The organism is Blautia sp. CAG:237 (genome assembly GCF_000436615.1).
Classification (GTDB): domain Bacteria; phylum Bacillota; class Clostridia; order Lachnospirales; family Lachnospiraceae; genus Blautia_A; species Blautia_A intestinihominis.
This window is the reverse complement of the sequence record NZ_FR886740.1, coordinates 11,680-32,103: the sequence shown is the minus strand read 5'-3', so window position 1 is coordinate 32,103 and position 20,424 is coordinate 11,680. Positions and strand designations below refer to the sequence as shown.

Annotated in this window: 21 protein-coding genes; 1 reads left to right on the top strand and 20 read right to left on the bottom strand. The window is 46.0% G+C overall.

All coding sequences use genetic code 11. The annotated features are described in order from the left end of the window. The 18 genes from QZL69_RS08010 to QZL69_RS07925 form a co-directional block, all read right to left on the bottom strand. A partial coding sequence (locus QZL69_RS08010) for a sigma-70 family RNA polymerase sigma factor (RefSeq protein ID WP_291518954.1) occupies window positions 1–276 on the bottom strand: 276 nt, incomplete at its 3' end. Between the two features lie 16 nt (window positions 277–292). Then, complete coding sequence (gene rlmB, locus QZL69_RS08005) at window positions 293–1,036, bottom strand: 23S rRNA (guanosine(2251)-2'-O)-methyltransferase RlmB (RefSeq protein WP_022214700.1); 744 nt, start codon at window positions 1,034–1,036, stop codon at window positions 293–295. After that, the gene (locus QZL69_RS08000) at window positions 1,033–1,458 is read right to left on the bottom strand and encodes a Mini-ribonuclease 3 (RefSeq protein ID WP_022214699.1); all 426 of its coding nucleotides are present in this window, start codon (window positions 1,456–1,458) and stop codon (window positions 1,033–1,035) included. Before QZL69_RS08000 ends, rlmB begins: the two co-directional genes overlap by 4 nt. After that, window positions 1,443–2,852 (bottom strand): cysteine--tRNA ligase, encoded by a 1,410-nt coding sequence (cysS, locus tag QZL69_RS07995; RefSeq protein ID WP_022214698.1) that lies wholly within the window; start codon window positions 2,850–2,852, stop codon window positions 1,443–1,445. Before cysS ends, QZL69_RS08000 begins: the two co-directional genes overlap by 16 nt. A 33-nt stretch (window positions 2,853–2,885) precedes the next feature. Continuing rightward, a complete protein-coding gene (ispF, locus tag QZL69_RS07990; protein WP_022214697.1) occupies window positions 2,886–3,365 on the bottom strand; it encodes a 2-C-methyl-D-erythritol 2,4-cyclodiphosphate synthase in 480 nt (159 codons plus the stop codon). A 2-nt stretch (window positions 3,366–3,367) separates the two neighbouring features. Further along, a complete protein-coding gene (locus tag QZL69_RS07985) occupies window positions 3,368–4,642 on the bottom strand; it encodes a sn-glycerol-1-phosphate dehydrogenase (protein WP_022214696.1) in 1,275 nt (424 codons plus the stop codon). Between the two features lie 183 nt (window positions 4,643–4,825). Further along, window positions 4,826–6,268 carry a serine hydrolase gene (locus QZL69_RS07980; RefSeq protein ID WP_022214695.1) on the bottom strand — a complete coding sequence of 481 codons (1,443 nt, stop codon included), beginning with the start codon at window positions 6,266–6,268 and terminating at the stop codon, window positions 4,826–4,828. Between the two features lie 80 nt (window positions 6,269–6,348). Then, complete coding sequence (locus tag QZL69_RS07975; protein ID WP_022214694.1) at window positions 6,349–8,766, bottom strand: ATP-dependent DNA helicase; 2,418 nt, start codon at window positions 8,764–8,766, stop codon at window positions 6,349–6,351. Window positions 8,767–8,855: 89 nt separating this feature from the next. Continuing rightward, window positions 8,856–9,083, bottom strand: coding sequence for an HPr family phosphocarrier protein (locus QZL69_RS07970; RefSeq protein WP_022214693.1), 228 nt, complete (start codon window positions 9,081–9,083; stop codon window positions 8,856–8,858). A 64-nt stretch (window positions 9,084–9,147) separates the two neighbouring features. Continuing rightward, complete coding sequence (locus QZL69_RS07965) at window positions 9,148–10,467, bottom strand: aspartate kinase (RefSeq protein WP_022214692.1); 1,320 nt, start codon at window positions 10,465–10,467, stop codon at window positions 9,148–9,150. Between the two features lie 128 nt (window positions 10,468–10,595). Further along, complete coding sequence (locus QZL69_RS07960; RefSeq protein WP_022214691.1) at window positions 10,596–10,877, bottom strand: DUF2325 domain-containing protein; 282 nt, start codon at window positions 10,875–10,877, stop codon at window positions 10,596–10,598. A 156-nt stretch (window positions 10,878–11,033) separates the two neighbouring features. Continuing rightward, window positions 11,034–11,726 (bottom strand): tRNA (N6-threonylcarbamoyladenosine(37)-N6)-methyltransferase TrmO, encoded by a 693-nt coding sequence (tsaA, locus tag QZL69_RS07955; protein ID WP_022214690.1) that lies wholly within the window; start codon window positions 11,724–11,726, stop codon window positions 11,034–11,036. Window positions 11,727–11,822: 96 nt separating this feature from the next. Further along, the gene (locus QZL69_RS07950) at window positions 11,823–13,205 is read right to left on the bottom strand and encodes an alanine/glycine:cation symporter family protein (RefSeq protein ID WP_022214689.1); all 1,383 of its coding nucleotides are present in this window, start codon (window positions 13,203–13,205) and stop codon (window positions 11,823–11,825) included. A gap of 220 nt (window positions 13,206–13,425) precedes the next feature. Next, complete coding sequence (locus QZL69_RS07945) at window positions 13,426–14,277, bottom strand: patatin-like phospholipase family protein (protein WP_022214688.1); 852 nt, start codon at window positions 14,275–14,277, stop codon at window positions 13,426–13,428. Window positions 14,278–14,287: 10 nt separating this feature from the next. Beyond that, entirely contained in the window at window positions 14,288–15,541 is a 1,254-nt protein-coding gene (gene larC / locus QZL69_RS07940) for a nickel pincer cofactor biosynthesis protein LarC (protein ID WP_022214687.1), read from the bottom strand. A 15-nt stretch (window positions 15,542–15,556) separates the two neighbouring features. Beyond that, window positions 15,557–16,318 (bottom strand): nickel pincer cofactor biosynthesis protein LarB, encoded by a 762-nt coding sequence (gene larB / locus QZL69_RS07935; protein ID WP_022214686.1) that lies wholly within the window; start codon window positions 16,316–16,318, stop codon window positions 15,557–15,559. 21 nt (window positions 16,319–16,339) lie between these two features. Further along, the gene (locus tag QZL69_RS07930) at window positions 16,340–16,969 is read right to left on the bottom strand and encodes a hypothetical protein (RefSeq protein ID WP_022214685.1); all 630 of its coding nucleotides are present in this window, start codon (window positions 16,967–16,969) and stop codon (window positions 16,340–16,342) included. A 144-nt stretch (window positions 16,970–17,113) separates the two neighbouring features. Continuing rightward, window positions 17,114–18,229: an Ig-like domain-containing protein gene (locus tag QZL69_RS07925; RefSeq protein ID WP_022214684.1), complete on the bottom strand. Its 1,116-nt coding sequence runs from the start codon at window positions 18,227–18,229 to the stop codon at window positions 17,114–17,116. A gap of 146 nt (window positions 18,230–18,375) precedes the next feature. On the opposite strand from QZL69_RS07925, the gene QZL69_RS07920 reads away from it, so the two are divergent. Beyond that, window positions 18,376–19,254 (top strand): aldose 1-epimerase family protein, encoded by an 879-nt coding sequence (locus QZL69_RS07920; RefSeq protein WP_022214683.1) that lies wholly within the window; start codon window positions 18,376–18,378, stop codon window positions 19,252–19,254. 99 nt (window positions 19,255–19,353) lie between these two features. On the opposite strand, the gene QZL69_RS07915 is transcribed toward QZL69_RS07920, so the two are convergent. Together QZL69_RS07915 and QZL69_RS07910 are read right to left on the bottom strand one after the other, a co-directional pair. Beyond that, a complete protein-coding gene (locus tag QZL69_RS07915; RefSeq protein ID WP_022214682.1) occupies window positions 19,354–19,803 on the bottom strand; it encodes a hypothetical protein in 450 nt (149 codons plus the stop codon). Continuing rightward, a partial coding sequence (locus QZL69_RS07910; protein WP_291518944.1) for an MMPL family transporter occupies window positions 19,800–20,424 on the bottom strand: 625 nt, incomplete at its 5' end. The genes QZL69_RS07910 and QZL69_RS07915, both read right to left, overlap by 4 nt.

Sequence of the window (20,424 nt, the reverse complement as noted above, 5' to 3'; positions counted from 1 at the left end):
TTGGATAGCACTGTAAAGCTGTCGGTCAATGCACATCCCCGCAAATGTCCGAAAAGAAGCATCTTTGTCAGGCTGATAACTCTGTACCGCCTTAAAAAGCCCGATCATTCCTTCCTGTATCAGATCATCGGTCTCACCGCCGATCAGGAACATGGCTCTTGCTTTCTGGCGGACAAATCCTTTGTATTTTTCCATCAGATAATCTGATATCTCTTCCTCACCAGATCTCAGCCTGGTGAGCAATTCTTCATCTGTGCATTTTTCATACTGGCACATAGAGAATCTCCATTTCTTATTTGCTTTCTGCCACGAGACGCTGTCTTACGATCTCATACGCAAGGACACCTGCTGCAACGGATGCATTCAGAGAATCGATATCTCCCTTCATCGGGATAGATGCGGTAAAGTCACATGCCTCTCTCACAAGACGACTGACTCCTTCGCCCTCGTTTCCGATCACAAGACCGATCGGTCCCGTCAGATTCATACGGTACATGCTCTCTCCGCCCATATCTGCACAGACGAACCAGATGCCTTTTTGCTTAAGTTCTTCCATGGTACGTACCAGATTGGTAACTTTGGCAACCGGTGTGTAATTGATCGCACCGGCAGATGTCTTGGCAACTGTGGAAGTCAGTCCGACAGCTCTGCGCTTCGGAATGATAACACCATGTGCACCTGCCAGGTTAGCTGTACGGATGATCGCACCAAGATTATGCGGATCCTCTACATTGTCCAGAAGGATCAGAAACGGCGGCTCACCCTTCTCCTCTGCCTTGGCGAGGATGTCTTCTACGGTGCTGTATTCATAAGCTGCAACCTGCGCGATCACACCCTGATGTGCATGTGTCTCACTGAGCTGGTCCAGTCTTTCTTTGGATACATAATTGATGATCGTGTCTTTTTTGCGAGCCTCTCTTGCGATCGTGCGGACTGGTCCGTCCTGGCATCCATCCAGGATAAAAAGCTTGTCCACGCATTTGCCTGAACGAAAAGCTTCCAGTACCGCGTTGCGGCCTTCTATCTGTTCACTCATAATCTGTCCTCTCCGATTCCCATACGGACAAGTTCAAGCATCCGTGTGTAATCTCCCTTTAAATATAAGTATCCCATCAATGCCTCAAAGCCTGTTGCCCTTCTGTAATCAGCCATGGTTGCATGCTTTGCCATTGTAGGAGAATGTGCGTTGCGGCCTCTGCGGTAGATGTTATGCTCTTCCTCGGTCAGTTTCTCCTCTATCACTTCCATGATCGCTGACTGAGAAGCTGCCTTTACCAGACTGCTTGCTTTTTTGTGAAGCTGGTTGACCGGACAGTTGCCCTTCCTGACAAGGACTGTACGGATGATCAGCTCATAGATCCCATCTCCGATATACGCCAGAGTCAGCGGAGAATAACTCCGCAGATCCTGGTTTTCAAGATGAAACAGTTCATCAAGCTGTATCAGATTCGTTTCCATTTTACGCCCTCACGAGTATCTTTCAGTTCGATACCTTTTTCAAGAAGCAGTCCACGGATCTCATCTGCTCTTGCGAAATCTTTGGCTTTTCTTGCTGCCTGACGTTCTGCGATCAGGTTTTCGATCTCTTCGTCAAGGATCTCTTCTTTCTTCTCAAGAGTCAGTCCGAGAACATCGCAGAGTTTTGTCATAACTTCCAGAGTGTGTGCTGCAAATTCTGCGGAGCTTCCTTCCTGTACATTTGTGTTGGCAAATTTGACAAGTTCAAAGATCGCAGCCAGCGCATCAGCTGTGTTGAAGTCGTCATCCATAGCTTCCTCGAACTTAGTCACAAATGCAGTTTCTTCCTGCATCAGTTTCTCCTCGTCTTCTGTTGCTTCCTGCACAGCCGCTGCTGCCTTGCGGTCGCGAAGTCTTGCTGCTGCCTCTGTGATTCTCTCAAGCGCGTTCTTGGAGGATTCCATCAGATCTGCACTGAAATTGAGCGGGCTTCTGTAATGTGCGTTCAGCATGAAGAAACGAAGCACCTGCAGATCATACTGTTCACTGATCTCACGGACAGTACGGAAGTTTCCAAGAGACTTGGACATCTTGCGGTTGTCAATGTTCAGGAATGCATTGTGCATCCAGTATTTCGCAAAAGGAACTCCATTGCAGCATTCACTCTGTGCGATCTCATTCTCATGGTGAGGGAACACAAGGTCTTCGCCACCGGCATGGATGTCGATCTCCTCTCCAAGATATTTCTTGGACATAACGGAGCACTCAATATGCCAGCCCGGTCTTCCGTCGCACCATGGAGAGGTCCAGTATGGCTCTCCTTCTTTCTTCGGTTTCCAGAGTACGAAATCCAGCGGATCTTCCTTCTGATCCTCACCGGATACCTGCAGGGAACGGAATCCTGACTGCAGATCATCAAGGTTCTTATGAGAAAGCTTACCGTATTCTTTGAATTTCTTTACACGGAAGTATACAGTTCCATCGGCAACCGGATATGCATAACCCTTGTCGATCAGTGTCTGGATCATATCGATCATTCCGTCAATCTCCTGTGTTGCAAGCGGATGTGTGGTAGCCGGTTTTACGTTCATGCCTGCCATGTCCTTCTTGCACTCTGCGATATAACGCTGTGAAACTTCCTCTGCGCTTACGCCTTCCTCGATCGCTTTCTTGATGATCTTGTCATCTACGTCTGTGAAGTTGGATACATAGTTTACTTCGTATCCTTTGTACTCCAGATAACGGCGTACCGTATCAAAAATGATCATCGGTCTTGCATTTCCGATATGGATCAGGTTGTACACAGTCGGTCCGCATACATACATGCGTACCTTGCCCTCTTCCAGCGGTACAAATTCTTCTTTTCTTCGTGACATTGTATTAAAAAGTTTCATGTCTCTTTCCTCCGATATTATTTTGTAACAAGATCAGTCCTGGATCTCTGTGAGCAGGCAGATTGCCTGAGAAGAAATCCCTTCCCCGCTTCCGGTAAATCCAAGTCCTTCTTCTGTAGTTGCCTTGACATTGATCTTTGATTCCGGGATTCCAAGAGCATCCGCCATATTTTTACGCATCTGCGGAATATGCGGTGCCATCTTTGGTTTCTGGGCGATGATCGTCGCATCAATGTTCCCTACTTCATATCCATGTTCCTTAAGAAGCTCTGACACATGAATCAGAAGCTTCACACTGGAAATCCCTTTGTATTTGGGATCTGTGTCCGGGAAATGTTTTCCGATATCTCCAAGAGCCGCAGCCCCAAGCAAAGCATCCATCACTGCATGGATCAGCACATCCGCATCAGAATGTCCGAGAAGACCCTTTTCCCACGGGATCTTGACTCCCCCGAGGATCAGGTCACTGTTTTCTGTCAGCTTATGTACATCATATCCCATTCCAACTCTCATAATCATTCTCCTTCTATTTCGAGCATTCTGCTGACTCTCAGAAAACTGAGGCGCCGTCTGACATAAGGAGCCAGTTTCAGGCTCTGTGGTATGATTTCCTCTGTGAGTCCGATCTCGTATACACTCTGCTTACATCCAGCCTTATCCATCGCATGAACAAGTTCCTCTTCTCGCGGAAGTTCTTCAATTATATCTGCAATTTCAGAAAGACAGGATTCCAGTCTTGCCGGACTGACTTCCTCCAGTGGATCCGGTGTGTTTTCTTCGATAATTCCCTCCAGCAGATGTTTCTTACCGAATGTTTTTTCAAGAAGTTCTGTATCATCCTCACGTTCTGATAATACCCTGCATCTGCCTTCACGGATTGCTCTGGCAATACGGTTATATTCTCTGAGAACGATCAGGGTTCCAATCGAGACTTTCTCACCGTGAAGCGCATCCAGCGGTCCATTGATCACTTCCATCTCCCACAGATGAGAAAGGTGATGTTCTGCACAGGAAGCCGGTCTGGAATTTCCAACCATCTGCATCGCCAGCCCGGACAGAATCAGCGCATACATTAGTTTCTCACAGCTTTCTCTGTCACCTTGTGCAATATCATCCAGACAGGAGCGTACTGTCCTGAGTGCTTTTTCTTCCAGTTCAATAATCTCATCACAAATGTATTCATCTGTCAGCATATGAGCAATCTTCCAGTCTGCAAGACAGATATATTTTCCAAAAAGATCAGATACACCGGATGCATTCAGCCGTCTCGGTGCCGCTGCAAAAATATTTGAATCAGCATAAACTGCAATAGGCGGTGCCGCCGGCACTATTTTTTTGAGCCCATTCCAGGTCATTGCTGCAACTGTAGATACGAATCCGTCCACGCTTGCCGCTGTTGGAACGGAAATAAAGGGAATTTTGTACTGAAAAGCCACATAACGGCTGATGTCATGGATCGTGCCTGTTCCCACTGCCAGGATCAGGTCTATATCCTCTTCCATGTTATTCTCTACTACTTCGATTGCATGCTGGTCTGCATGAAGACCCTCAGCATCCAGCACAAGTACCTGACATCGGTCATAGATATCTTCCATGATCTCCTCTGTCACCTTGCATGTGTTTGTGTCACAGATCAGAAGCGGTGAAATATATTCCTTGAGAAACCCGTCTGACATTGCTTCTTCCAGCTTCTCCACTACTCCTTCTTCAATTAAAATTTCCTTTACTTCTATATGGTGATTCTTCCCGCACCCACAAGGTCGGGCAAAGTCATCCGTATCGACTCGCATGTAATTTATTCCTCCTGATTATACTCTATTTATCGAAATCTCCAAGTTACTGTTCACTCCACAGTAACATATCCTGTCCTGGAGCAGACAGTATTTACTGGTCATCAGACCAGTTTGTTACAGTTCGATATTATACATGATTTCCTGTCAAAAAGCAACGCAGGCATGCAGGAAACCAAAGATTTACAGGTTGAGGTAATTATAGACCATACTGGAAATATTCTGGATGTTCTGCACTGCATCACCGCCGCTTTTCCAGCCCTCTGACATCACACAGAGAATGTATGTGGTCTTTGCTCCGTACACGATCGCGATATCATGCTGGTCCTCATCTGTCTCGCCTGTCTTGTTTGCTGTCGGAACTTCTGCCTTGATCCCTGCAGGGATCTTGCTGGTATTTTCCTGCCGTTTCAGAAGGTCCAGCATCTGTGCAGATGCTTCTTCACTCACGCATTCTCCCCTGTAGATCCGCTCCAAAAGAAGTCCGCAGTCTTTTACCGAAGTCATATTTCTTCCACCAAGACTGATCTTTGCTGAAGAAGACGGATGAAGCGTGCTCTGGTAACTCGTCTCGGAATAACCTTCTTTTTCGAGATATTCATTGACCTTCTCTGCTCCGTCAAGGAAATCATGTTTTTCCGACTGCAGTCTGCCAAGTTCATTACAGGATTCATTGTCGCTGACTGTGATCATGTTTGTGAGGAGATTATCGATTTTTGTCTGTACTGCTGCATTTGCGGCATCGGTCTTCATCTGCTTCGCTTCGTTCTCCAGAACAAGATCCATATCCTCAAACGTCTTTGCCATCACGAAAGCTTTGATAAGACTTGCTGAATACATCGGCTCGTCATTGATCACAAACTCTTCCTCTGTTTCCAGATCCTTGACGTAAACACTCCAGTTTCCATCATAACCGGATACCGTCGCCTCAAGCTGCGGTTCCAGATTTTCAATTCCAAGTGCATCAAGCCCCTGCACTTTGCCTGTTTCATCCACCGGGAATCCATCCGGCGTAGTCCCTGCTTTCTGCTCAAGAACACCATTTGCCCCACCGAAATAATACGTTCCGGAAAACATCTGACCATTCGAAGTCATCTCAAGTTCATGTGTTCCCGGCTCCGTCACCATCCGTCCTGTCTCATCAAAATAATAATAGCCGTCAAAGGTCGTCCCATCCATTGTCAGACCATCTATATATCTCACCTGCGGCGCGGCAGAAAGTTTTCCAAGATTGTTTACCATATAGTATCCGTCAAACGTATACTCTGCCGGCTCTCCCGTTTCATCTGTCCCCATACAGGTAAGCTTGCTGATCTTTACCATATGAGGGCTTGCCGCCAGATAGCATCCGTCCGCATCATGATAATAAAAACCATCCAGTACAGTGCCGTCTATTTCCATTTTGTCAAAATAATGAACAGATACCGCTGTATCCTTGCTTCCGTCTTCTTTGAGGCAGTAAAAACCGTCGCTTTTCATAAGGTATCTGCCGGACCCATCCCCGATCGGCTGAATCTGTGCTTCTTCTGTTACTGACAAAAGACTGTCAGAAGCCGCAGCCACACCCACAGGTGTACCGGCTAATGTCAGACACAGACACAATGCCAGAACCGTTCGTCTCTTCATCTTCTTCTCCTTTTGTATCTATCCCACGATTACTTTTTTGCAAACTGATTGTTCATAGTATACCTGAAATCACACATATGTCAAGCATCCGCGCCATCCTCCTGCTCCGGCCCGGTCCCTTCGTTTCCACAGCTTTCCATTTCTGAAACCTGCTCCCAGAAATCCTTAAGCGATGCCTCCACCGTCCCGATCGTGCACGTTTTTACAGACGACCACTCACGCGGAAAAAGCATCCGGTATTCCCGGTTCATGAAACGTTCATCCATAAGCAGGATCACGCCGATATCTTCCCGGGTCCTGATCACGCGGCCTGCCGCCTGGAGCACTTTGTTCATGCCAGGATAACGATAGGCATAATCAAAGCCTGGCTCCCCTTTCTCGTCATAATATTCTTTCAGGACCTCTCTTTCGCAACCGATCTGCGGAATCCCTGTTCCGACAACCGCCACGCCGATCAACCTGTCACCGATCAGATCGATCCCTTCCGAAAAAATCCCTCCCATGACGCAGAAGCCAAGAAGTGTTTTTTCACCCTGCGCCTGAAATTCTCTGAGGAATTCTTCCCGCTCCCGTTCATTCATTGAAGCCTGCTGACAGATGCAGTCCACCCAGTCAGCCGAAAATTCCTCCTGATAAACTTCAAACACATCTTCCATCAGTTTATAGGACGGAAAAAAGATCATATAATTTCCTTTTTTCTTCCAGGACATCCGCGCAATGTATTCTGCAATCCTGCGGTATTCTTCATACCCTCTTCTGGTGTATCTGCTGCTGACATCGCGGCACAGGAGAAGGCATCTTTTTTCTTCCTCAAAAGGAGAATTTACATACATGCCGAAATTTTCATTTCTGGTACTCAGCATCTTCCTGTAGTAAGCAAGCGGCAGAAGTGTTGCCGAAAAAAATACCGTGCTGACTCCACGGTCCAGGCATCTCTGCAGATTTGCCGCCGGATTTACACAAAACAGTTTCATACGGAACTTTCTGTCTTCATCCGTCGAAACATACGTCACATAATTTTCATCCACCAGTTCTGCAATGTTCAGGAAATCCCGTACCGCAAAATAAAATTCCAGGATTCCATCCACGAATTCCTGTGACGGCGGTTCTTCCAAAAGTTTGTCCATCTCTCCCTGAATACTCAGAAGCGTCACAGGAAGTGTCCCCGCATTTTCCAGCACCTGCCAGGAGGAACTGCTTTCTTCCTTCAGTACTTCCAGTTGTTTTGCAGCTTTGCCAAGCATACGATACAGTCTGCTACTGTGTGCTCTTACGAATCTGCGGGTGCTTTCTATCTCTTCTTTGCACAGGGAAGCACTGTACATTTCTCTTCCACGGTCCACCAGATTGTGTGCTTCATCGATCAGGAAGAGATATTTTCCTTTTATATTTTCCCCGAAAAACCGTTTCAGATAAACATTTGGATCAAACACATAATTATAATCACAGACGATCCCGTCCATCCACACTGCCAGGTCAAGTGTTATCTCAAATGGACAGACACTGTATTTCTCTGCCTGTGCAAGAATCGTTTCACGGTCAAAAGCTTCTTCTTTCGTCCACAGTTCATAGACGGCATCGTTTATCCTGTCATAATGCCCCTTCGCATAAGGACATTTCTGCGGGTCACAGTCCATCTCATCACAGAAGCACATTTTTTCTTTTGCTGTGATCGTGATAGATTTGAAGTGCAGACCTTTCCCGCGGAGAATTGAAAATGCATCCTCTGCCACAGTCCGCGTGATCGTCCTGGCCGTCAGATAAAAGACCGTCTCGCCTTTTCCCTGTCCCACAGCACGGACTGCCGGAAAGATTGCAGACATCGTCTTACCGATCCCGGTCGGAGCCTGGATAAAAATCTGCGCCTCTTCTGAGATCGCATGGTAAACTCCGGCAACCATTTCTCTCTGCCCTTTGCGGTATGGAAACGGGAATTCCAGAGTTTCCATGGATGCATTTCTCTCTTTTCGCCAGGCGAGCTGATAAGAGACCCATTTATAGTACTCATCTGTCAGATCCTGATACCATTTCTCCAGTTTTTCTCTGGCGATCGTTTCCCGGAATCTCCGGATTTCCTCCGTATCAAGCTGACCATATGTCATCTGGATATCAATCCTTTCCAGATCATGGGCTTCCATATAGATCCAGCCATAACAGAGTGCCTGTGCACGATGGATCTGCACCGGTTCTTCCAGACTGTCAAGGCTTTTGTAAATTCCTTTGATCTCATCGATACAAACAGTTTCGTTCTCTGCAAAAATACCGTCAGCTCTTCCCTCTACACACAGGATCAGATCTTCATATTCACTTTCTTTTTTGAGCGGAACTTCTGCCTGATAGGTGCTGCCCATCTGTTTCTGGATCTTTCGGTGAAAGCGGCTTCCCTTGAGCATGGCTTCTTTGTCTGCTGCCGTTCCGCTCCTGCTTGTCAGATCACCGCTTCTCAAAATAAATTCTACCAGATTTCGAACTGAAATACGGATTACCGGTTTTTCCATCCTGCTTTCTCTCCTGCTTCCCATACATTCAAAAAGGCACATATCCTTTCTCTGAATATGTGCCCGCTCCTGCCAAACTTCTGATACAGTTATGCTACTGCAAATTTGTCCATAACTTTATTGAATTTCTGGCTCTCTCCATAACATCTGACTGTCAGTTCCCGTGTAAGGTCCATGCTCAGGATTCCCAGAAGAGACTTGGCATCAATGATGATACGGTTATAAGAAATATCAATATCAAAGCTGCATTTTGCTGCCTCGTTCACAAATTCCTGTACATCTTCTGTCGCGTTTAATTTAATCTGTCTTGTAATCATATAATTCCTCCTCGTGTTCTGACTCAAGTGCAAAAAGACCCGGTTTCCCGGATCTTTTTATTTATTAGATCTGTGTCAGAACAAAAATGTCGTAAATTGCCTTCAATGCTGTCTCAAAATCTCTGTTTTCAACACCGATGATGATATTCAGCTCACTGGATCCCTGGTCGATCATCTTTACATTGACATGTGCATGTGCCAGAGCTGCAAATACACGCGCTGCAGTTCCTCTCTGGGACTTCATGCCACGGCCTACGACTGCGATCAGCGCAAGGTCAGATTCCATCTCCACGAAATCAGGCTGTACTGCTCTGTGGATTCCGGCGATCACCTGCTGTTCTTTTTCTTCAAATTCGTCCTGATGAACATAGATCGTCATGGTATCAATACCGGACGGTACATGCTCAAAGCTGATTCCCTGGTCTTCAAATACCTGGAGAACTTTTCTTCCGAAACCAACTTCGCTGTTCATCATGGATTTCTCAATATTGATAGAGCAGAATCCCTTCTTACCTGCGATACCTGTGATCACATATTTCGGTTTACGGCATGTGCTCTCTACGATAAAGGTTCCTTTATCCTCCGGACGGTTGGTGTTACGGATGTTGATCGGGATTCCCTCTTTACGGACAGGGAAGATCGCATCCTCATGAAGAACAGTTGCACCCATGTAGGAAAGCTCTCTCAGCTCACGGTATGTGATGGTCTCGATCACTGCCGGATTATCCACGATCCTCGGATCTGTTACCAGGAAACCGGAAACATCTGTCCAGTTCTCGTAGATGTCTGCATGGATCGCTTTGGCTACAAGAGAACCTGTAACATCAGATCCACCTCTGGAGAAAGTCTTGACAGTTCCGTCTTCCATACCACCATAGAATCCTGGAATAACTGCCTTTTCGCATTTCTGAAGACGTTTTGCAAGAAGTTTGTCTGTCTTGTCTGCATCAAAGTTTCCGTTCTTGTCAAAACGGATCACAGTTGCGGCATCTACGAATTCATATCCAAGATATGCAGCCATCACTTTACCATTCAGAAACTCTCCTCGGGATGCTGCGTACTCTGTACCTGCCTGTGCTTTGAAATCAGCTTCGATCTGACGGAACTCTTCCTCGAGGGAAAGTTCAAGCTTCAGACCCTTGATGATCTCATAAAAACGTTCTTTGATCTCGTTGAGGATACCTGTAAAATCAGCACCTGCTGCGGCCTTGTCATAGCATGCATACAAAAGATCTGTTACCTTGGTGTCTCCCGAGTATCTCTTACCCGGTGCAGACGGAACCACATAACGTCTGCTCTCCTCGCTTCTGATGATATCCCCTACTTTTTTGAACTGTTCTGCGTTCGCAAGGGAGCTTCCTCCAAATTTCACAACTTTTTTCATAATAATTCTCACCCTTCTGTGTTCCTCTAAAACTAAAAAGTGCTAAAAGCTGTTTTATATTGTATTGAAAAACAGAAAGTTTTGCAAGTATTTCTTACGAATATTGACGAAAAATCCTGAAAAAATTATTATGCACAGTACTCACGGAGAATACTTTCAAGAGCAGATGCACTGCTGGTGTGGCATCTACATACCGGGATAGATTTTCTTTTTGCTTCTTCAACTGCACAGTTTACCATCTTATGAGACACCGTACTGGTAAACAGGATCATAAGATCCGGCGCGCCGATCTTTTTCTTCATGGCACCTTTTTCTTTGGCAAAAACTTTCGCTTTACATCCGAATCCTTTGCAGATATCTTCATACTGACATACCATTCTTTCATTTCCACCTACGATCACAATACTCATATTCTCACCTCTTATTTTGTTGTTCTAAACTAACTTCATATTTTAAAAGAAAGCGGCTCATTGCGTCCGCTTTATGTTTTCAGTTTCTTTTGGTTAGCTCATGCTAACTATCTAAGAGCATAGTACCATAGATTCCTTTGTTTGTCAAAGGATTTTTCATTTTAATTTTATCACATCACAAACGTAAAGTATTTCTTCTCTGACTTTGAAGTGCACATCGTTCTCTCCATAGGCGATCCCGTAGACTCTCTCCGGGTTCTTCTGGTATCTCGGACGCGGGTCATTGGCGAGCACTTCTATCAGTGCCTCCCTCTGTGATTCCGGGATCTTTTGCAGCAGTTCTTCTGGAAATTCCACTTTAAGGATATGTTCTTCGATATGGTCTGTGAAGCCGCCTTTTGCTTCCGGATGGCTGTCCACATAGGGAAGGTACGGTTTGATATCGTAGATCGGCGTTCCATCCATCAGATCCGCCCCTGAGATGTGCAGGACCGTACCAAGATCCGAATGATATTCAATCTCTTCCAGGCGGACTGATGAGAGTCCCAGACTGTTGGGGCGGAATGGGGATCTGGTCGCAAACACGCCCATTCTTGTATTTCCTCCAAGTCTTGGCGGGCGTACTGTCGGAGACCAGTTCTCGCGTACTGCCTCCGAAAACTGCCAGATGAGCCAGATATAATCGTAATCTTCCAGACCACGGAATGCCTCCGTTACCCGGTATTCCGGCTCAAACACGATCGTTGCCTTTAATGCACTCAGCCGGTTGCTCTGATGTGGGATTCCAAACTTTGTCGGGAAATCATTGTGGATCCTTGCTATGATCTTCATATTATTTTGTTCTGACATGTATTTTTCCTCTGTATTTTCTCTGTAAAAAATAAACAGCAGCCCGGCTGCCATAAGTACTGCCGGGCCGCTGTATGTATTTTAGCTTATCCGATTTCAGCGGTCAATGATTTCTATTTCTGTATCGTCTTTGGCATCCAGATTGTTGATGTATTTCCTGGTCTCTGCCACGATCACATTCGAAAGGAGCAGGACCGCCACAAGGTTTGGAAGTGCCATCAGCGCATTCAGGATATCCGCGATCGTCCATACCAGATTCAGAGAAATGACCGGTGCGATCACTGCCACTGCGATGTAAAGGACTCTGTACGGGATCAGGCCTTTTTTTCCTGCAAAATATTCTACGCAGCGTTCTCCGTAGTATGCCCATCCAAGAACCGTAGAATACGCAAAAGAAATAATTCCAATTACAAGGATCACCGGACCGAGGACCGGAATCTGCTGGAATGCCAGTGTTGTCAGGACACCTCCATTTGTGATCTCTCCCATGTCAATCGCCGGATTTTTCATGATGCTTGTGACAAGCACCAGTCCTGTCATCAGACATACGACAACGGTATCCCAGAAAGTACCTGTGCTGGATACAAGGGCCTGACGCACCGGATTTCGTGTCTGTGCCGCTGCTGCTGCGATCGGAGCAGAACCCATACCGGATTCATTGGAAAAAAGTCCTCGTGCGATTCCATACTGCATTGCCATCATGATACCACGGCCAACCAGGCCGCCTGCTGCAGCTCCCGGTGTAAATGCCAGTTTACAGATCGTTGTCACTGCCGGGATAATAAAATCATAATTGATACACAGGATCACAAAACAGCCAAGTACATAAAAAGCTGCCATGAACGGAACCAGTTTCTCACATACATTTGCGATAGATTTGATCCCGCCAAAAATAACAAGTGCTGTCAGTACTGCAACGACGATTCCAACTACAAACGGTGGAATACTCAAGTTTTCCTGACAGACCGTCGCGATCGCATTGACCTGCGTGGCACAGCCGATCCCAAAAGATGCAAAGCCGCCAAAGACAGCAAAGATCATTCCAAGCCACTTCATATTCAGTCCACGTTCCAGCGCATACATCGCACCGCCCTGCATACGTCCGTCCTTCGTTTTTACACGGTATTTTACAGCGATCAGAGATTCACTGTACTTCGTTGCGATCCCAAAAACGCCGGTAAGCCAGCACCACAGGACTGCACCCGGACCTCCCAGTGCGATCGCGGTTCCCACACCGATGATGTTTCCTGTTCCGATCGTGGATGCCAGGGCTGTCGTCAGTGCGCCAAACTGGCTGACCTCGCCTTCTCCGTCAGGATCTTTTGTCACAGATAAGCGGATCGCGGTGCCGATCTTTCTCTGGATGACTCCTGTACGGATCGTCATAAAAATGTGGGTTCCCAGGAGCAGAAGGATCATCCACCAGCCCCATACCCAGGTGTCGATCTGATTGATCATGTTTTCAACTGCACTATACATCTCTCGTCCTCCCTTGTGGTTTTTTGTGTGAAGGAACTTCTGACTGTTCAGATAAAACGAAAGGGCGCACAGACATTCTTATGTCTGTACACCCTTGTACTTTCCTTTTCACTGTTTCAGTGTCACACTTATGTGTTTTATTATACTGAATCCCAGTCCTTTTTGCAACTGGCTTTTATCTTTAATGGTCAGAATTTTAAATCCTCCGAAAAAAGCTCTCTTACCTTTTTGCTTCTTCCATCCATTCTTTCAGTGCCTTCATACGGACTCTGGCATCCATCATTCCCCTCTCGTAGACACTCTGGATCACATCGAGATCTGTCTCCATACGGCTGATCTCAAGCTTTTCAGATGGCTGGATCACAAAAACTTCTCCCGCCTCTTCCAGACGGTGGATCTCCTTTAATGACTGATTGTAGACACTATGACGCTCTTTGAGTGCCTCGGCAAATTCCGGGTATTTATGGTATCTCAGCTCTGCCATCTTTGCATTCTGTGGCTTCTTTACATAGCCTTTGTGCTGTGTGAGGATTACAACATTTTTCTCAAAACCCATCCTGCGAAATGCTTCCAACGGAATACTGTCTGTACAGCCGCCGTCCAGAAGCTTCATTCCCTGATAATCTACAAGTTTCGACACATATGGCATGGATGCGGATGCGCGCAGGACATCAATCTGGTTCAGCATATCTGTGATCTTTATGTATTCTGCCTTCCCTGTCTCTACATTGGAGCAGGTCGCATAAAACTCTGTATCTGATTTCAGAAATGCCTCATAATCATACGGATCAAGTCTTTCCGGAATATCATGATAGCATAACTGTTTTCCAACCACTTCCCCTGTATGGACCAGGTTCCACATACTCATAAAATGCTTATCATTCCTGTATTTCTTAAAATAACGGATGCTTCTGCCCTTCTGTCCCGAAACGAAAGAACAGCCATGGAGTGCCCCGGCAGACACTCCGATCACTCCGTCAAAATGCAGCCCCTGCTCCATAAATACATCCAAAACGCCGGCTGTATAAATGCCGCGCATTGCTCCACCTTCCAAAACCAGTCCTGTCTTCATCACTGTTGCCTCACCTTTCTGTCTTCCAGCAGTTTACTATTGTATCATATGCTTCCCTGAAACTGATACCCGCCTTCCCTGCAAGTGCTGATGCACTGTCATATTCAGGATAGCATCTCTCTTTTCCATTCGGAAGTGTACAGATCTTTACCTGTGCCTCGCCTATGGAAGTCCGGATCTTCTCTGCACGGCGTTTCAGGATCGTCCGTTCCAGTTCGCTCCGTCTGATGCCGATCGTCGTTGTCTCTGTAAAAAGGATCTCCTCCATTCTGGAGATCTTGTCTTTTTTGCAGAGGACCACCAGCTCATATGCCGGTCTGTTTTTCTTCATAAAGACCGGTGTATAATGAACTTCTCTCGCACCATTCTCCAGAAGGATCTGCATCACATGTCCCATTGCTTCGCCGCTGCAGTCGTCAATGTCTGTTTCCAGCCGCCAGATATGATCTGACTCCTGTTTTTCTGCCTCAACCGACCGGATCAACATTGCTCTTAGGATTCCCGGGCAGCGATACTGGCGTTTGCCTGCTCCGAGCCCTGTCGCAAGGATCTCAAAATCTTCCGGAAGTTTCTCAGAAGTCCGGACTGCCGCTACGACTGCTGCTCCTGTCGGAGTGACCAGTTCTCCTTCGATATCTGTGATCTTAAGTTTGAGATGATTTGCCTGTGCCACATTTACAACAGCCGGAACCGGAACCGGGATCTGACCGTGCTGACAGCGGATAAAACCTGTTCCGTCATAAAGTACCGGCACAACCACATCTGTGACATCCAGATCATCCAGGCAGACTGCGATCGATACAATGTCCACGATGGAATCCACTGCTCCAACCTCGTGGAAATGCACTTCCTCCACCGGTACGCCGTGAGCTTTTGATTCCGCTTCTGCCAGAATCTCAAAAATCCTGAGAGCCGTCTGTTTCGCTCTGGTGCTGATCGAAGAACCTTCGATGATCTCCCTGATCTCCTTCATTCCACGATGTTCATGTCCGTGTTTATGGACATGTGAATGTTCCTCATCAGAGTGTCCATGCAGATATTCCATATCATGATCGTGGTTATCCTGATCCAGAATCACGGAGAAATCACAGGCATCGAGCCCAGACTTCACAACCCTTGAAACTTCTGTACGGAATCCCTGAACCGGAAGACCTGATAATGCCGCTTCCAGATGCTTCTGATCTGCACCAAGATCCAGAAGTGCCGCCACGGTCATGTCACCGCTGATTCCGGAATAACATTCCAAATATAAAGTTTTTCCCATAATATCTCCCATTAGTTACTGTTCCTGATTTTCTCTGACTGCAAGGCGGTTGATCTGCGTTGCAATGTAACCTGCCCCGTAGCCATTGTCGATATTTACCACCGCAATCCCGTTCGCGCAGGAATTGATCATCGTCAGAAGTGCGGAAAGTCCATGCATGCTCGCTCCGTATCCCACAGAAGTCGGGACTGCGATCACCGGCTTATCCACCAGACCTCCGAGAACACTCGCAAGCGCTCCCTCCATTCCAGCAACTGCAACCACACAGTTTGCCTCCTGGATCACTTCCAGTCTGGAAAAAAGTCTGTGGATCCCACTCACACCCACATCAAAGATACGCTCTACGTGAGTTCCGAAGTATTCTGCAGTCTGTGCAGCTTCCTCTGCAACCGGGATATCGGCTGTACCTGCGGTACAGACTGCGATCTTGCCGATGTGCTCTTTGTGCTTCTTTTCGATCTTGATGATGTGTGACAGATCATCGTATTCCACACCCGGAAGAAGATCTTTCACCAGCTCATACTGATGTCTGGACGCTCTCGTTCCAAAAACTTCTCCGTTGTCCTCATATAACTTCTGAAAAATATGGACAAAATGCTCATCTGCCTTGCCGCTGCAAAAGATTACTTCCGGGAATCCGGAGCGAACCTCTCTGTGGGAATCCAGCGTCGCATAGCCTCCCATTTTCTCAAATGGTTCTTTTCGAAAGTAATGTTCTGCCTCTTCTAAAGTGATCTCGTTTTTTTTGAATCGGGTCAATATTTCTCTTGCTTCCAAAAAATGCATCCTCCCCGTCTGTTACTTTATGTGATACAAAATCATGCCACCCTTTTTGTCATATCCGGTGTCCCAGAGTTCCTTCAGAGAAAACCATTTGTATTCCCCATAGGAAACTGCCTTCACCATAAGATCATCCTCTGTTTCTTCATAACCTGCAAGGATAAACCAGTGCCATATGTAATCCTCCAGATGTCCGTTCTTGTTCTGGTGTTTCAGCATCAGATATGGGATCGGGCTGTCGCTGTCGATCTGCCTCATGACAGCCTCTCTTGCTTCTTCATAAGCATGTGTCCCATGAAAAGCCTCCATCATAAGATTCTCCTCATGTACATCCTTCAGATATTCTCCAAAACCTTCCATATATAATTCCAGGGTATCGATCCCGTTCGGCCTTGGACAGAGATAATGCTTCATGATATATGCAAAATCATGGTACTCTTCCCATGTGATCTCTTCGAGTTTATGCGGATAAAGTTTCTTCTTATCCGCTCTTCGGGCAAAATAAATACAGCTCTCACAAGCTGCCACTGCTCCACATCCTCCGTCTCTCATTGATATCTCTGGAAAAAGATCCTGATTTCCCCCATAGGATTCTTCTACAAAGAAGTAATCCAGTTCATTCTTCTTATGTACTCCGGTCTGTATCACCGTTTCTCCCCCCTCTGTCGTCAGTATCAAACTGATACTATGCAAGTAACTATACCATATTTTATATTAAAATTAAACACTGTTTTTTCCAGAAAAATCCGGAAGAATGTTAAACACTCTTCCGGATATCCACGATCCTCTCTCTTATGAATAAGAAGTAAAGCCAAGATCCTTCGCTGTCATCTGCACATTCGCGAGGAATACATCAAATGCCCCCATCGTTCTTTTCAGAACAGCATTTGACTGCTTCTGGAAAAAGTCATTTGCTGTTTTATCGTTTGTTGCATATTTGAATACATATCCTGTATTTGCAGTATGTCTGGACGGATTCAGATTTGAATATGTCACATATGCTTTTTCACCTTTAATATAAGCAAATACAGCCTGTGCAATATCTGTTCTCTGACAGTTAAAGCTCATCGTGATCCCACGGTAATTTTTTCCCGTGGTGTCGAGAAATTCAATATATGTAGCTTCTATCAGATCATCTTTTCTGTTATAGGCTACAAGGACCGCCGAATTCGAAAAATCCTGTTCCACTTCATAATTTCCATCATCATTGATCTCACCATTCTGCTGGATATATTTTTTGAGTTTTGTGTAATTCTTGGTCCATTTATTGGATACAGGAGTATTTTTTACCGTTACTGTACAGTTAAATTTCTTTCCTCCAAGAGTTGCCGTTATCGTTGCTTTACCTGCTTTTTTCGCAAGAACCCTGCCATTTCGGTATACCCAGGCAGTCTTTGTATCACTGGATTTCCACTGTGGAACCAGTTTCGTTCCATTGATCTTGAGAGTATCATATTTTCCCACATACAACGTCATACTTGTCTTATTAAGTTTCAGACTATTGAGTCCTGCAATTGTCGTCAGACCGTTTCTGTCATATCCACTCCACACAAGGCTTCCATTAATTCTCCTGTATGCACGAACTGTGTACGTATACTGAACGCCCGTAGTTACACGTACATCCTGATAAGTTGTTGTCTGATATCCAGAAAAATTACGCACTGCCTGCCATTTTCCTCCGTCCGTCTTTCTGTAAACACGATAACCGTTTACACCTTTTACCGTGCTCCATTTCAGCACGATTTTGTTTGTGCCATAAGGCTTTGCTGAAAGCAGTTTCGGTGCTGTTACTTTCACTGCCGCCTGTACTTCCTTCACGCCATAACTTCCCGGAAATACCACTGGAACTGCCAGTGCCAGCATCATAAATGTAATTATGCCAAATAATCTTTTTTTGAATTTTTTCATATTCTGATACCTCCCTTCTTACCTTCACTTTACTATACAATTGACAGTTATTCAATCCAAATCTGCAATATTCTTATGCATTCTTTCCAACCCGCAGATTTTCTGTTATACTTAATCTCAAATCAAACATTATGGAGGTTTTTTGTATGATCCACACACTTGAAAATGACCAGCTCCGTGTAAAGATCGCCGATCACGGTGCTGAGCTGTCAGAAATCTACGATAAAACAAACGACCATCAGGTACTCTGGAATGCTGATCCGGCCTACTGGAAACGCCATGCTCCGGTGCTTTTCCCGAATGTTGGACGCTATTATGAAGATCACTGTCTGATAAACGGTAACTCCTACACATCCGGTCAGCACGGATTTGCCCGCGATATGGAATTCACCTGCACGGACAAAACCGATACATCCGTTACTCATCTGCTGGAATCCACCGCAGAAACTCAGAAGATCTGGCCATATGCTTTCCAGCTTTCTATCACACATACGCTCAATGGTCGTGACCTGACTGTTTCATGGAAAGTCGTAAACAAAGATCAGGAAACCATGTATTTCACGATCGGTGCTCATCCTGCATTTAATGTGCCTGTACTTTCTGATACCATTCGGAGTCAGTATCACCTTACCTTCAATGGAGAAAAAGAACTGACCTACTGCCTGCTTGACCCAGAGTACGGTACTGCCATTCCTGACAAGACCTACACCCTTCCTCTTGAAAATAATTCCTGCACGATCGATGAGCACATGTTTGACCACGATGCTCTGGTCTTTGACAACGGTCAGATCACTAAAGCCGGTATCGCCCTTCCGGATGGAACTCCTTATGTAGAGATCAGCTGCGAGGGATTCCCAAACTTCGGTATCTGGTCCGCTGTCGGTGCTCCGTTTGTCTGCCTGGAACCATGGATGGGACGCTGCGATAATATAGGATATAACGGAGAACTGTCCGATAAACCGGGCATCAATATACTTGATCCTGCCAAAACATTTGAGAAGTCTTATGTAATCTCAGTTAAATAATGCCCCTGCATTTATAACTTAAAAAGGGAAATCCCCCGCCGCCTGCACTTTCTGCAGTTGCGACGGGGGACTTCCCTCTTTTTATGTCTTTTGTTCTTTTTATTTTTTGATATCGTCTGTGCGGATTGCGAACTGTACCAGTCCTATGTCCTTATTGTCTGCTGAGACGAAAGATACCGGTGTGTAATCGCTTCCTGAGATCTTGTCAAACATTTCATCAATCTCATCATCGATCTGCTGGTCAATGTCAGATGTCTTATCTTTGGATTCCACTGTTCCGTCCTTCAGTTCTGCAGCTCCGTCATCCAGTTTTTTCAGGCCGTCTGTAAGTTCACTGCTTCCGGATTTAAGGGAATCTGCTCCGCTCTTGAGTGACTGGATTCCACTGGCTGCACTTCCGATTCCTCCGGTAAGCTGGCTTGCTCCGGATACCAGGCTGGAGGCACCGTTTCTTAAGGAAAGAGATGCGACCGATAACTGATTTGCACCTTCAAGAAGGCTGGAGTCATTCTTTGTAAGTTTCGTAAATCCTGCATTCAGCTGTTTCATTCCTTTTGCAACTTCCGGAAGATCTTTTGTCGCTGCCTGAAGCAATGAAGCGTCGTTCCCTGCACATACGGAATCGCGAGGTTGATCCAGATGGACAGCTCGATCACCAGTGTCAGGATCACCGGAAGTGTGATCGACTTGAAGTTAAACAGAAGGATTGCAAATACAAACGCGATCGCCAGGGTATTGACCCTGCTGTTATCCTCTGTGATCGTTTCTTTCAGATCCCTGGTACTTGCCAGGTCGCCTGCGATCCTGGCCTCATCGCCATAATATTTCTCGCAGATTTTATAAACTTCGTTCAGTTTTTCTGTCCATCCTTCTTCGGATTCCTCAGTGCTTATAGTCACTACAAAACGGCTGTAATTCTCTGAATAAAGCTGTGAAAGTGAATCCGACGGAACAAAGCCGTCCGGGATCGTTGAACCTACACTGTCTACATAGGAAATGACAGAAGTCACATTTTCATTGTCTTTTAATTCTTCACTCAATGCACTTTCTTTGCTTGTATCCCCTTTCGGCACCATGATGACGAGAGGGTTGGACGCGCCATATTCCTCTTCAACGCTCAGGAGGTCGCGTCCCATCTGAGTGGCATCCGTGCTGTAAATACGGCTGCCG